The following is a 14102-nucleotide window of genomic DNA, read 5'->3' on the forward strand; positions in this document are numbered from 1 at the left end:
GAAGCAGTACCGCCTTGCAACGCTATGCAAGGCGTCATTTAAGGAAGAGGAAATTCATGTGAACAAGGTTTACTCACTGGTCTGGAACCACGCGATGAACTGCTGGAAGGTTGCTCACGAAGGGGCTCGTCGGCACTGCAAAACCGGCGCCAAATGTTCGGCCATCGGCGCGTTGGCGTTGTTGGGCGCTTCACCGGCATTTGCCTTGCCGGTAGGCGGTACGGTGGTCTCCGGCAAGGCCGATATTTTGGGGTTTGAATCCAATTCGCAAATGTCGATCAACCAGCACACCGATAAGCTGATCACCAACTGGACGGACTTCAGCATTGCCGCTGGGCAAAAGGTGGTGTTCAACCAACCAAGCGCCTCTTCTATCGCGCTCAACCGAGTGATTGGCACCAATGTCAGTAGCATCAAAGGTCAGATGGACGCCAATGGTCGCGTGTTTCTGGTCAACCCCAACGGGATCGTGATCGGTCAGGGCGCACAGATCAACGTCGGCAGCTTGATTGCCACCACCAAGGACATCAAAGATGCGGATTTTGTCGCGGGCAAATACACCTTCAGCGGTGTTTCCAATGCTGAAATCAGCAACAGCGGCACGATCAACGCACAACCGGGCGGCAGTATTGCGCTGCTTGGCAATCAGGTGCGCAACGATGGCGTTATCCAGGCCCAGATGGGCCAGGTTGCACTGGGCGCTGGGAATGATTTCACGGTCAATTTCGACGGCAACCAACTGCTCAACCTTCAGGTCACCGGCGATGCGATCAACGCCCTGGCGCAAAACGGTGGCTTGCTCAAGGCCGACGGTGGTCAGGTGCTGATGAGCGGTAAAAGCGCCAATGCGATGTTGCAAACGGTGGTGAATAACCAGGGCGCCATTGAAGCCAAAACCTTGAGCGGCAAAGCTGGCCGTATCACGCTGGATGGCGGCGATGCAGGTACGGTCAAGGTCGGCGGTTCGCTGCAGGCTCACGCCCAAAATACCTATGGCAGCGGTGGCATCATCGAGGCCAAGGGCGCCACGGTCGAGACCCAATTGGGTACCCAGGTCAATACGCTGGCCACCAATGGCCAGACCGGTACGTTTAAAGTCAGCGCCAAGACAGTCCAGATTCAGCCAACTGCAGCATCTGCGGGAAAGACAGCCTACTCCGACACATTGTCGCGCAACCTGACCAGCACCAATATTGAGCTGGTCAGTACCGACGGTGATTTGAACCTGGCTGGGCCGATAGCCTGGAACAGCGCCAATGGTCTGACCTTGAGCGCGACCGGGAACGTCAACCTCGACGGTAACGTGGCTGCGACCGGTAGCGGTGCGCGTGTAGCGGTCAACGCCGGTGGTGATGTGAACGTAAACAGTAAGGTTTCACTGACCGGGCTCTTCAGCGACCTCACATTGAATCACGTAGGGGATTCGGTATTAGGCACGGGCGGTCAGTTGACCTTGTCTGGCGCAGGGGCGACGTACGCCTCCAATGGTGATCGATACACCGTGATCCAGAACCTTGCGCAGTTACAGAACATCAACGCGAACCTCAACGGCCATTACGTGCTGGGTAATAACATCGTTGGCCGCGAGGCTCAATTCAAGGCGATTGGCGATAAATCCGTCTTCGGAGGTGTTTTCGATGGTTTGGGCAACACAGTGAGCAACTTGTGGGTCTCCAGCACCGGCAGTAACAGCGGGCTGTTTGCGGTGTCCTCAGGCACGATCAGCAACCTGACACTGGCGAGTGCGACTATCAATAATGGTGGGTCGCAAGCCTATGGGTTTGCAGCGATCGGAGGGCTGGTGGGGCTGAACGTCGGTACATTGTCCAACGTGACTGCCCGCAACCTCTTGGTCAACGCTGGCAGCAGCGGGGCGAACAGCGTCGGTGGGGTTGTTGGGCAAAACTACGGTGGCACAATCAAAAATGCCGTGTCCAGCGGGCGCGTGGCGGGCAACGCGTATACGCACGCCATCGGCGGTATGGTCGGTGAAAACGTTACGACCTCAGGCGGTACGGCGCGCTTAGACCATGTGGTTTCAAATACCGTGGTGGGCGGCGCCATGCAGCGAGACGCCATGGGTGGCGTTGGCGGGCTGGTGGGTGCCAACCAGGGGGGCTTCATCACTGATGCCATCAGTACCGGGTCGACAAATGGCAACGGCGCCGGCGTCAATGTGGGCGGCCTGGTGGGTTTCAACTCCAACGGTTCGCTTGAGCGCACGGCGTCATCGGGTGAGGTACGCGGCACGGGGGCCGGTAATGTGGGCGGTCTGGTAGGCTTCAGCAAAAACGGCGACATTATCCAGTCAACCTCCACCAGCAAAGTTACAGGGTACGGCGCCATCGGTACCGGAGGCTTGGTGGGAACTAGCCAGAATAGCAGGCTCAAAGAGGTCAAGGCTGGCGGCGATGTATGGGATAGCGCTGGGGAGAATGTTGGTGGTTTGGTGGGGAATAATATTTCCGGCACCATTGATACAGCACAAGCCTTGGGCACTGTCACAGGCGGGCGCAATGCTCGGGTTGGCGGTCTGGTGGGGAACAACTATGAGGGCTCCATCACTCATTCCGTGGCTCGCGGAAAAACCAGCGGGTCGATTTCAAGTCAGGTGGGAGGCCTGGTAGGGGCCAATGCTGGCGAGTTGCAGTCGGTTGAAGCCAGTGGCGCGGTGGTGGGTGGGGAAAGCAGCTATGTCGGCGGCCTCGTCGGCACCCATGGCAGCAACTTCAGCAGTCATATTGAATCGGCCATGGCCAGTGGCACCGTTCAGGGGGGCGTGCGTGCGATCGTGGGCGGCTTGGTCGGTCTAAACCAGAGCTCTATCACCAACTCATCGGCAACTGGCGGGGTCAGTGGTGGCAGCAATGCCACCCTGGGGGGCTTGGTCGGCACGAACGCCGGAAACGTTCGCCTGTCTGTCGCTACTGGGAAGCTCACCGTGTTATCGCCTTATTATGGCCAGACCTTTGGTGGCCTGGTCGGAGCTAACTTCGGTGATATGGCATTCAATGGCGTCTCCGGAGAGGCTGCGCTTGTGCCTTTGTATGGCATAAATTTTGGCTCCATTCATTGATCGTTAACCTTTCCTTCTAATCACAGACGACCTGACGCAGGTGATGCGTCAGGCCGTCTGTTGACTCTGCGATGCCTGATATGAATTCAATACTAAATGTTCGGCGTTCAAGGTCGGCCATAGTGTGCGTCGGCATATGGCTGTTTATATGTGGCGTGGCGGCTGAAGCCGGGACGTTGGTCGACAGTGTTGCGACGTCTTGCACATTCAGCAACGGTATGGGCAGGCCGTGGTCGCAAGTGACACCTTTGACGAGTAATACGCCCACTGGCTCGGTGTTATGGGAGCGCGCTGTAGCGCTGAATGCCAACTACAACTTTGCCCCGGCTGCCGGTATTGCCCATGAGTTGGTTTCTATGGGGTATTGGGGACCCGGTACACCGCTGACAGACGGAATTGCCCCCACCAACGTTGACGGCATTGGCCTGAAAATATATGTGAACTCATCGGACGGCCAACGTCGACCACTGCTGCAAACGCCGTTGCCGGTAGCGATGGAGAAAGAGCGTGTTCAATATGATTCGTCCGCTGCGCAAACGCGTGGTTCAACGATGGTTACCAATTATATGCAACAGTTGATTCTGACGGTCGCACCCAGCCAACTGCCTGCCGGAAAATTGATCGTTGATCGTGTCGCCGGCAGTTCTCGGCTTGCGCTTTATGCGGTGGATTTACCCAGGGGCAAAGCTGCTTTTGGCAGCAGTGTGGAGGTACCTACAGACAACATACCGATTGGCATCTGTCGTGCGCCCTACCTGCTGATGGGGCCCGCTGCTATCAATATGGGGAATGGTGGCCCGATTGAAATCCCAAATACCTGTGACGTGCAAACCTACCAGACGATACCGGTGCAACTGGGGCGCATGAGCCTGAACGATTTTCCGCAAGTGGGCTCGACCTCAACGCCTGTGCACTTTGCCATCGAGTTGAGCCAATGCGCGGCCAACGCCAAGCCAGAGATTACATTCACTGACAAGTACGGGCCGCCTGCGGACCCCACGATACTGACTCTTGAACCCTCTGTGACCAGTGTCCAGGGTTTTGGGATAGTCATGATCAATGAGTTGACGCATCAGGTGGTTCGTTATGACGGCGCGGCTTATCCGATGAAACGGGCTGGCGATGGAGCCAAAATACCGTTGAGCGCGCATTATGTTCGCCAGGGGCAGGGTGAGGCATTGAAAGCTGGTGCTGCGAATGGAGCGGCGGAGTTTACCTTTACTTTTCCTTGATGGAATACAGCAGGCGGCGTATGTCGATTCTCTAGACAACCAATAATTTTTGTTTTCTTGCTGGATTTTTTCATCTGTCGAGAAGTGCATCGAGTTGTTCTTCAGCTGCCTTTAAGGAAGTGATGCTGGTCAGTAATTCATCCTCACGCTGGTTTAGTGCCTGTTCGCGGATGAGTAGATGCTGCGCTCGCTGTTCGAGTTGATTGTTGCGACGTGTGAAGTCGCGGCGGAGGAGGGCGTGGTCAAGGAAGCGGAGCAGACGGTTTTGGATATTCAGCGGGAGCGTATTGCGATGCTGGCCGTTTACGATGCCCCCACCATTCCGACGGTGCCAGCGTTTGCGCGATTGGCAGGTAAATCGCGGGTTAAGGGTGCCGACTGGCAGTTGGACCCTGTTCGCCTAGCCCAAACGCAGGCTGTGTTGGCGACAGCCAAGGGGCACCATCGCTCTTAATTTGGGGGGGGGGCGCTGTACGTGTGTTGGCTGTTCGCTTACACACCATCCCTAGGGCCAGTTGGTTATCGTAGAGCTTTGATAGCAGTGAAGTGAGCAGATCTGAGTTAGCCATCGTTGTTTCTACGAGGGCTTAGTAGGCAAGTAGGTAAAAGTTTGGGTTGCTGAAACCCGTAGTGTTTTAAGTGTCCGTGGCGCCCGAGGGCCTCGGTGTGGATGAGATCCAAGTGCCCGAACGTATGCTTCAATTTTTTTTGAAGTCATTGCCCAGGACTTGGCCGGACGCCAAGGCGTTGGCCGCTGCTAAGGGCAAGCGCTTGATTGAGGTATGCCCTGATCTGGAGACCACGGTGGTGCAACAGGGGCTAAAGCGTAACGTTGAGGCGCTAGCGGCGTTTGTCCGGCGGGAGGAACAAGCGCTTGCCGGGGTATAAACGTGGCCCCGCCGCCTTGAGTCAAGCGGCATTGGGCTGATTTACTTCGAGACCTGCGATCACTGAATGGCGGGTGTGTGCAACTTGGACAGCGCTCAACCAGCGAATTGCTGCGTGTGGGACTGTCGGACTCAGGCGAATAGCAGAAGGGGCTATGTGCAGTAGCGGGGAGCTAGCTGAGTCGCCCAAACGAAGACGCGTCGAAGGCCTGAGGGGCCCGATAGTGGTCGCCTGAAACTTTTCGAAATTCATGCAGTTTAGGTTTGCCGCTCAATATGAAAAGTGATCGTTAGATCAATTATAATTCATGGTGAATGTGATTTCGGCATTCGCTGTACCTGGAACCACTCCTGTTCCAGTAGCCTGTAGCGCATAGCGAGCGCTCAAAGGAATGGTGAAATTTCCACCTTTGGTTGAGTATTCGTTGAAAGCTATTGCCTTGTTCAATGGAACAGGTTTTAGATTGCCATCAGTTATTTGCAAGCCTATACCTTTAGCCGTAGAGGCTTGAGTGAGACGGATTAGGCCTTGGTTGTCGCTCAACGAGGGCGAGGACGATGTAGGGGTAAGTGTATATGTAACGCTATTAATACCTGTTGGGCAGTTGAAAAGCCCAAGACTAAAAGGGATTGCTGTTGACGCGGCAGAGCTATCTTTAGAAAAATTCTCTAAGCGGTGTTGGCCCATTTTTACGTTGACGTTGTGTGTTTCGCAGGCGCTGGGAACTATATGGGTAATTTTGTTTGATGTGTAAATCCCCACCGCCAATCCATCGGCCACCACGCTGCCGAACTCACCTGCGGGAATAGTCGCCCCTTGAGTTATATTACCGCTTTTTATGATACGAATTTGTGTGGTTCTTCCAATATCGTTATAGTTGTTAGGCTGGAGAGTGATAGTCCCATACGCCCGTGAGGCGTTTCCCGATCGAAGAACTACCCAAGAAAGCCCAGTATTGCCGATAGGGTACTCCGAGGTGCCTACGACGGCGCTTCCCAAGTTATTTTTTATGCCAAAAGGTGCCGGAGTTGAACATCTGAAAGAATATCCGGGCCCCTGTGTGAACACGGAGGATTCAAAAAGGATCGTTCCTGAGGCGAGGTCTCGTGGCAGCGTTATAGTTTCTGGCATGTCGATCTGTATTAAATCTGGTCTATTACTCGTACTCGAAGTAAATTCACACGCTGCAAAAGTAATTGTAGGAGATAATAAAAGTAGAGCTGCAGTGAGTTGCTTGATCAGTAACGTATTCGGGGTCATGCTAGAGTCTCGATTATGACGTTCAGGTATTGGCGTACGATAGTTTGGAAAGGCTAAGCACCTATTATAATATATAGCGGCAGAATACTCCGGTGGCACCGGCGCGGCTATCAGATAATTCGCACGCGCTTAAGGATATTTCAGACTTTCTCTTCGATCGCTTTGGCGGAGTTATTTGCAATTTTTCCTTTTGATACGTGTATCGAAGTGTTAGATTATGTTGTAGCGGTCAACTAATCCCGGACACGACGTTAGTTTGTCCCACGAACTGGGCTGGCGTCAGCTGTCCAGGCGCGTGGTTTGCCGCTGGACACCAGCCATGCGCAACGGCTTATCCTGACAGCCGTGCCCCGCCAGTTGCCTCGCTGCTGTTTCAGTTGTCGAGCAGTGCATCGAGTTGCATTTCAGCTGCCCGTAAGGAACTGATACTGGTCATTAGCTCGTCCTCACGCTGGTTTAATGCGAGCTCACGGATCACTAACTGCTGTTCGCGCTGTTCGAGTTCGCGTTGACGCTCGTCCAGTCGTACATACTTGCCCAGCAATATTTCCTTATGGTTGGTAATGCTGGCGACAAGTGATTTCAGGTTCGCGTCAATTTTTGACGAAGTCGTCTGTACGTCGCATATCTTCACCGACGCACCCGTCAAGCTGCTCGTCACGCGTGTTGCTGTAGGTGAGCAATTGCCAGTCTGCTGCGATTGCAGGGGTAGGGGACTGGCTTTGGACTGTGGGTCGTAATGCAAGAGACTCATGAGCCACGCGTCACTGATTTTCAAGCTGTAATGCGTATCTACAGGGCTGCACTCAATGACGCTGTCGGACAGGTCCATCAACGCATAAGTATCTTCGGTTTGTCTTGGGTCACTCGCGTACGCATCGCGCAAAACATCTTTGAGTACTTGAGCCGCCGCCGTAAGTGTCTCGGGCGGAGCATCACACACGCGCAGCCTCTGATCCTCGCCTTCAAGATACGTCAGGTAAATCCTTACCAGCTCATCGCCCGATTTTTCATTGAGGCTATAAACCAGGAACTGCCGGTTGAGACTGGTCGCGGTGAAGCTGCACAAGACCACGGCGTTGAGTAATTGGCCCTGGGCATCGGGTATTTCAAGTGTTCGCAATAACATTGGAAATTCCGCTCTGTCAGACTGAGGAGTAGCGGTGAGGTGAGCAGAATAGTCGAATAGTCAGTCGAGCTCATGAACGTTATCAGATAAATCGTAATTGCAGGCGGACAGTTCGAAGTGTGCCAGGGGCCAATCTGATTCGTCGCTGATGAGGTTTCCGGATCCGCACCTTGTGGGCTTGCGAGCCCTATAGTGGTAGCAAGAGCTGTGTGGGTTCTTGAAGCCTATGTCCTACACTCACCCGTGGCACTTTCGATGAGTACCAGAGACTCATCGGAGCAATTGGAAGCCTAGGTGCAGTATCCGCAGGTGTGGCGGTTGAGAGCATTCAGGTCGATGCCACATCGATCCGGCACCCGCTGTTTGCTCAGATTCACCGTGCAATGCGGCTAGGACGTTGCATCAGAGTGCTCTATCGCTCCTTGAGTAATCCTGAAGCACATGAACGATTAATTCGCCTGCACTCGCTTATTCAAGCGGGGCCGCGGTGGCACATCCGGGCGTACTGCTCGAAAGCCGAGGCATTCTGCGACCTAAATCTTGGCCGAATTTCGGCGGCAAGTGCATCTGAAGACGCCGGCCTCCCAAGGCTGGATCGAGACGTAGATTGGCGCAGGATAGTTGCAGTGCGTCTGGTGCCACACAGGGATCTGTCGACCGAACAGGCCCGTATGGTCCGTGAGGAATACATGGGGGTACTGCAGCAACGGTTTTTAACGTCCGCGCCCCTATCGCCAAGTATTTAATCCAATCCTTCCGAGCGGCCATTGATCCTGAGCGGGAGAGGGCTCCAGAACATCTGCTCATGGTCTACCAGCCCGAAGAGTTGCCTGCGGTAGCCGATATTCGTCGGTTGTGAGTTGACTGGTGAGCGGGGGAGGTTGGGACGTCTTTTGGGGGGGGTCATACCCTGTTGATCCTGTGAAAATGACACAGCCAGCTCGATGGTCGTTCGTCCATTGGCTATGGGTAGAATCCAATAGCCTTGCTTAGAATTGCCCCTTTTTTCGCTCTTGAAGATACGGGGGGAACACCCCAAAAACAAGTCCAGAATTGAGTCTTTTCCTGCTTCGGCAAGAAAATAAACCCCTTGGATTTCAATGGGTCGGACTCCAGATGCGAGTCTCGTTTCCCGCTCCACGCATTAATGAAAAAGCCACTCTAGCGAGTGGCCTTTTTTTGCCTGCGATTTACGGAATAGACGCTTCGGCATTTTTTTTGTTTGTGTGCAGAACCGTAGGGGACGCACTCAAGTTCGTATTGTTTCTAGATACGCTCAGTTCGCCTGTCACCAGGCCAGCTACCGTTCTTTCAACTTCCCGACGCGCCTCGACGCCTTGGGAGGGCCTCACTTCTGGCACTGGTAATCCTGAGTCACGGTAGTTTCCAGGCAGTGGAATTGCTCCGTGGTCCGGCACTCGGACTTTTCGTCGCCCGCGCGTTCAGCGCGTTGGTAATCCCAAAATTGGCCGCGCCCCGTGGCAATCGCCAGCCCTTGCGACTCCCGGATCTGAGCGTACTCAAACGGCGTCCGTACATAGGAGGTTGCACTGCTGCCGGTGGCCTCCCAATATTTCGGCGTTGCGCAGCCTGCAAAGAGCGGTAGGGCGATGGCGACGATAACGGATTTCATTGTCGAGTAGATCCTTCATGGAAATGACATTTTTCAGGTGTTTTTTTGTTAGCCGGCCTCAGCGTAGGTCGCGTTAAGGCGGCCCAGATTTGAACGACTGGCAGCCACTGGAGAGCAAGCAGTTCGCCTTCATCGGCCTCAAACCCGACGACGTTCCTGTTGTGGTCGACGGTGATGGAAAGGATGCAACGATTCGGGTATTGACGGTTGCCCAATAGTTGGTGTGCACCATCACATTGCCTGATGGATAAGGCCGATCACGTCGCAGCATGAACAATTCGATTCAGGCCTCGGAGCACTTGGAGGTGTGCCTACCGTTGCTGAGTCAGGATCTTCCCGGTATTCGTACGGCTCACACGTTTGTGGCGAAGCAACTGCACGACAGCGTGCAATTCCTGCTGCCCAACTGTGCCAAGTTAGTTGGCATGAGCGAGCTACGCCAGGCGCATGTCGACATGGTTCGCCTGCCGTATCCAGTGGTAGCCCTTGACGCCCTTGGCTCTGGCCGGATGGTGCTGGTGGTGAAAAGGTGGGAGGTATCCGCTCATCCAAGCGCTTGGTCCTGTGCTTGACCATGTACCCGGAAATCGCCAATTGGCTGCCGTATACCCGAGGTTTCCTGCAGGAAGAGCGCGGCGGGGTGATCATAACCCCGCTGTACTGGGAGGATCGTACCGGGCTATGGAATCTGCCCATGGGCAGTACCTTCGTGCCTCATGACAACGGAGTTAGTGACTATTCTCCTGGAGAGGCATGCCTGACCAAGCCGTCGCTGACTGAACCCTAAGTCCTGTCCGACACCCGTGATGAAGTATCAACGCTGTTGCAAACCTGCGTAATACTCAACTGCGTCAATGTCACCACGGCAGAGATCGCCGCACCGAAGTTGATCAATCGCAAGCGCCAGGGCAACGGACTGCCGCCGACTCAGTCCGAAAAAAGACTTAACGTCGTGTCCGGGATCAGTTGAGCATAGGCTGCCAGCCGCTTTTTTTGCCCGTAGGATTTTTCTGTGATGGGGTTGGGATTTGTCGACGTGATTTTGTGAGTAGTCTGCTGGGGTGCTCTTTAGCGATTGGGTAATATATATTATTAACAAACTAAGAAGGATTGTTCAGTGCGAGTGTTCTATTGTTTTGTAATGGCATTTTTAATGCATCCTATAATGCATGCTCAAGCAATGGGCGAATTTACACCTTCGAAAAACAATATACAGCTGCCAACCTTTTTGAGTATTCCAGGTAGTCTTGCAATTGGCAGTGTTATTTGGTCTTCTGCTCCAGTTTTTACACGGTTGGGCGGAGCAGTCGTTGAGCCAAATATTTGGCTTACTGCGCAGTCGTTTAGAGTATCTGGGTTTGAAGATGTGTTTCAAACGAATGTCCCAGGTATAGGGGTAAGGTACAATGTATATTATACCTCAAGGGATAACCCTGGTGGCGTAAAACTGAAACCAACACCCATTGATGGTTATAGTCCCTACCCTATAAAAAATTGGGTGACTGGTGACAGCTATCAGCAAAAGTTCTCAATTGAGTTAGTTAAAGTAGGATCCATTAGCGCCACGTCTGCTATTAAAGTCCCTGGTCTTTGGATGTCGTTGTGTTACGACATGGGAGGTGCTTGTGGTGGTCGGTTCGAACTGACAATCAGTGGTGCTTCGTCGATCAAGGTCGGACCAAGTTGTAAGGTCTCCACGCCCGTAATTGCTGTGCAATTGGGGAAAGTATCTTTGAGTTCTTTTGCTCGCCTCGGAGATACATCAAGCCCAAGCTATTTTTCTATATCATTGTCCTGCACGGGCGGGGATGTAGGTGTGTCAATATATCCCTACATCACTTTGACTGATGTTGTTTCACCTGGAAATATTACCGATATATTGTCGTTAAGTCCTCGCTCAACTGCAAGCGGGATAGGTATACAGATTTTTCACGGTGATGATCTCCTAAAGTTTGGGCCTGACTCTTCTGCTCCGGACAATGTTAATCGATGGAAAGCCGGTGAAATCAAACGTGGTGAAGCGCTATTTCAAATTCCATTACGCGCGCGTTACGTTCGCACTGGTAATCCCTTACGACCTGGTAGTGCCAATGGGCAAGCTACTTTTACATTCAGCTGGCGCTGAATATCTACCTCGTGGAAAAATCCCATTTCTATCGTGCCCACTGATGCGTTTGAACCACGGTTCAGCTTTACGTACTTCTCAGTGTCGAGCGTTCTGAAGCAAAAAATCCTTATTTTTTGATATCTATACTGAGCGCAATGCATTCAAGGCCGCAACCAGCTTGCATTTGCATATCGGCGATCAGGGCTATAGTCATATCGAAGCCGCCGTTCACTCGAGGTTGGTTTCGGAATTATGATGAATAATAAACTGACCAAGCAGTTGATTTGATATGACGGAGCAGGGTCTGCGATGAAGCAGGTAGGTGAGAGTGCGGAAATACCTTTAAGTACGCACTGTATTCGATTGAGCAGTAAGGATGTGTTGAGGGCAGGCGCCGCTAATTGGGCAGCGGAGTTCCCGCTTACATGTCGTTGATGCCTGCCTCTCATTATATCTTCAGTGGAGTGTGTGAGACTCAAGCACCCATCAGTCCATTAAGCTGCTTCTCGCCTTCCTGTAGTAACTTAATAATGGTCAGAAGATCATCTTCACGTTTTTGCACAGCGGATTCCCGCTGCATCAATAGCTGATCCCACTCTTCCAATTGTCGTTGACGGTCCTCCAATTGAACATACTTGCTCAGTAGCGTTTCTTTATGATTTGTGACGCTGGCGATCAGTGATTTGATGTTCGCCTCTATTTTGTCTGACGTTGTTTTTTCGCCGAGCTTTACCAAGGGGGCATCTATCGAACCGTTCATCCCGTATGTTGTCACGGGCACGGCGTTTACAGGGGCCTGCAACGGCACCGGCGGGTCACTTGCCTCAGCCTGTGGGTTGTATTGCATGAGGCTCAGGAGCCAGGCGTCGCTGACCTTCAAGCTGTAATGCGTATTTATTGCGTTGCATTGAATGTCTGTGTCGTTAAGGTCCAGTAAGGTATAGCTATCGTCGGTCTGCTTTGGTTCTGTCGTGCAAGCGTCCTGGAAAATAACCTTGAGTACTTGGGTGGCGAGCTTAAGCATTTCGGGCGCGGCATCACACATGCTCAGCTGCAGTTGGTTACCTTCAACAGATGTCAGGTAAATCTTGACCAGGTCATCGTCCGATTTCTCATTGAGGCTGTAAACCAGAAACTTCTGGTTATCTGGGGCTGCGGCGAAAGCACACAGGACGACTGCGTTGAGTACATGTCCGTGGGCATCGGGTACTTCAAGAGTTCTTAGTAACATAGGGGATTCGGCTCCGTAAGGACTAAACTTTCAATGTGGGCGAGCAAACAAGTCAGCTGGCCCTGAAGGCGTTGTCAGATAAAATGCCCCTTTCAGCGGGGAGTTCGATAGGTGTGCACCGATATTCGACTGTTGTTGGGATGATAAAGGGTTGATTTGCAAGGCAGCATAATTTGATTCGGTAGTCGTCAGTGTTAAATTTATATGGTTCTTCTTAAGTGCGTTAAATCTTACTGGTATGACAGGGTGATAGTGCTCCCTGCGTTGACCGTACCAGGAGTGATGGTTGTGCCAGTGCGGATATATCGGGCGGTCAATATCTTGGCTAAGGTATTTCCACTCAAGGATATTGTGCCAAAAGTTTGCCTGCCAGTGGTGGAGTCCGAGGGGCCAAATATTACCGCGTTATTGTTATCTATTATTTGCACTGAGATACCTGTCGCGGTGTCGTTGGTCTGTGTAAGCTTTAAGTTTGAGGTTGTATTGTCAGGGGAGTTGATGTCCGTCATTATGTAACTTACTTGATAATTTTCGTAAGTGCCGCCACAGTTTGCCGAGATTGAAAATACTGTGTCTCCAGCCGTATCAGAAAGCGCTGGCATCTGCGAACTATCAACGCGAGGCAGATGAATACTGCCAGGTACGGTGAGCTCGCATGATGTGTTCTTTACATTTATTGAGGTCGAAGATACAGCGCCCGTAATGGCCGCTTGCTTTGCAGAGGCTGGGCCTACCCATTGCGTCGCTAATGGCAAGCCGGGTACAGTCAACCGGCCGGGTGATAAGGGGGCTAGCGCCACCAGTTGTACACGCATATGCATACCAAAGTTATAGACACTACTATTAATGCGTACCGATCGGACCAATAATGTTCTGGCATTTATCAGCGGCAGGTAGTCGCCTGTCACGCGGACCTCGCCGATCATGCCAATCCCTGGAGTACCTGTATTAAATACATCGTATGTAGTGCCGTTCAGTAAAACGCGCTTACCACTGAAGCTCGCGACGGGATCTACATATACTTTAATGTCGGCGCCATCTCGTTGCTCAACAGCTGTGAGTGTGCAGGTTATGGATTGTGAGTTTGAAATTGAATGCCAGCCTGACGAAATAAGTTGTGAATTTTCTCGTCCACCTGTGTAGTTGATAGAGGTCGGGAGTGGGACGGTAATACCCAGCCCTACGTTCACATTGTCGCAGTAAAGAGCAAGTGACTGGGAACTCCATAATGATGTGAAGCTAATTGTAAAAAGGTATTTTAATAGCATAAGGTACTTTATCTTGTGTGGGAGTCGTGTCGGGCACTGTTAGGCGAGGGCGACGTGCACCTATGTTGAGTGAGGTGAATATGAATCATACAGACTATATAGATCACCTACACGCCGCCGTAAGATGTTTCGTACTGGGTTGGCGATAATTCGACAACTACTAAGGCGCTTTCGGATTTGCTTCGTGTACTGTTCCGCTGCGTACGAGCGGCGGTTAAGGTGCGTCGCCAAACGAGGCGTACACTTATTAGAGGCGCTTCAATGCCCGCGTAGGTAAT

12 protein-coding genes and 1 pseudogene are annotated in these 14102 nt (G+C 52.5%); 7 read left to right on the forward strand and 6 right to left on the reverse strand.

Features of this window, described 5'->3' with window-relative positions:
* The first annotated feature begins 58 nt into the window (after positions 1-58).
* From IH404_RS11405 to IH404_RS11420, 4 genes are all read left to right on the forward strand, one after another.
* On the forward strand, positions 59-3076 hold the full coding sequence (locus IH404_RS11405) for a GLUG motif-containing protein (RefSeq protein ID WP_057704037.1): 3018 nt from the start codon (positions 59-61) through the stop codon (positions 3074-3076).
* Between the two features lie 239 nt (positions 3077-3315).
* Positions 3316-4308, forward strand: coding sequence for a fimbrial protein (locus IH404_RS11410; RefSeq protein ID WP_242462656.1), 993 nt, complete (start codon positions 3316-3318; stop codon positions 4306-4308).
* A gap of 178 nt (positions 4309-4486) precedes the next feature.
* Positions 4487-4762 carry a hypothetical protein gene (locus tag IH404_RS11415; RefSeq protein WP_194440434.1) on the forward strand — a complete coding sequence of 92 codons (276 nt, stop codon included), beginning with the start codon at positions 4487-4489 and terminating at the stop codon, positions 4760-4762.
* Positions 4763-4989: 227 nt separating this feature from the next.
* Positions 4990-5196 carry a hypothetical protein gene (locus IH404_RS11420; RefSeq protein ID WP_157243933.1) on the forward strand — a complete coding sequence of 69 codons (207 nt, stop codon included), beginning with the start codon at positions 4990-4992 and terminating at the stop codon, positions 5194-5196.
* 294 nt (positions 5197-5490) lie between these two features.
* Here IH404_RS11420 and IH404_RS11425 read toward each other — a convergent pair whose 3' ends face one another.
* The 4 genes and pseudogenes from IH404_RS11425 to IH404_RS28015 all read right to left on the reverse strand — a co-directional run.
* Positions 5491-6456, reverse strand: coding sequence for a fimbrial protein (locus IH404_RS11425; RefSeq protein ID WP_194440435.1), 966 nt, complete (start codon positions 6454-6456; stop codon positions 5491-5493).
* A gap of 373 nt (positions 6457-6829) precedes the next feature.
* On the reverse strand, positions 6830-7585 hold the full coding sequence (locus tag IH404_RS11430; protein WP_194440436.1) for a hypothetical protein: 756 nt from the start codon (positions 7583-7585) through the stop codon (positions 6830-6832).
* Between the two features lie 1348 nt (positions 7586-8933).
* Positions 8934-9218 carry a YecR family lipoprotein gene (gene yecR, locus IH404_RS11440; protein WP_057704041.1) on the reverse strand — a complete coding sequence of 95 codons (285 nt, stop codon included), beginning with the start codon at positions 9216-9218 and terminating at the stop codon, positions 8934-8936.
* Between the two features lie 73 nt (positions 9219-9291).
* A pseudogene (locus tag IH404_RS28015) lies at positions 9292-9459 on the reverse strand (hypothetical protein); the annotation flags it as partial.
* A 28-nt stretch (positions 9460-9487) separates the two neighbouring features.
* Here IH404_RS28015 and IH404_RS11445 point away from each other — a divergent pair.
* The 3 genes from IH404_RS11445 to IH404_RS11455 all read left to right on the forward strand — a co-directional run bounded on the left by IH404_RS11445 (position 9488) and on the right by IH404_RS11455 (position 11343).
* Positions 9488-9790 carry a hypothetical protein gene (locus tag IH404_RS11445; protein ID WP_057704042.1) on the forward strand — a complete coding sequence of 101 codons (303 nt, stop codon included), beginning with the start codon at positions 9488-9490 and terminating at the stop codon, positions 9788-9790.
* Positions 9787-10005, forward strand: a complete 219-nt coding sequence (locus IH404_RS11450) for a hypothetical protein (protein WP_194440438.1) — start codon at positions 9787-9789, stop codon at positions 10003-10005. Before IH404_RS11445 ends, IH404_RS11450 begins: the two co-directional genes overlap by 4 nt.
* A gap of 330 nt (positions 10006-10335) precedes the next feature.
* Complete coding sequence (locus tag IH404_RS11455) at positions 10336-11343, forward strand: fimbrial protein (RefSeq protein WP_157243935.1); 1008 nt, start codon at positions 10336-10338, stop codon at positions 11341-11343.
* A 457-nt stretch (positions 11344-11800) separates the two neighbouring features.
* On the opposite strand, the gene IH404_RS11460 is transcribed toward IH404_RS11455, so the two are convergent.
* On the reverse strand, positions 11801-12556 hold the full coding sequence (locus IH404_RS11460; protein WP_194440439.1) for a hypothetical protein: 756 nt from the start codon (positions 12554-12556) through the stop codon (positions 11801-11803).
* 230 nt (positions 12557-12786) lie between these two features.
* Positions 12787-13824 carry a fimbrial protein gene (locus IH404_RS11465; RefSeq protein WP_194440440.1) on the reverse strand — a complete coding sequence of 346 codons (1038 nt, stop codon included), beginning with the start codon at positions 13822-13824 and terminating at the stop codon, positions 12787-12789.
* Positions 13825-14102: the final 278 nt, after the last annotated feature.

The sequence above is a fragment of the Pseudomonas sp. OST1909 genome (assembly GCF_015277575.1).
In the GTDB taxonomy this organism is placed as follows: domain Bacteria; phylum Pseudomonadota; class Gammaproteobacteria; order Pseudomonadales; family Pseudomonadaceae; genus Aquipseudomonas; species Aquipseudomonas synxantha_A.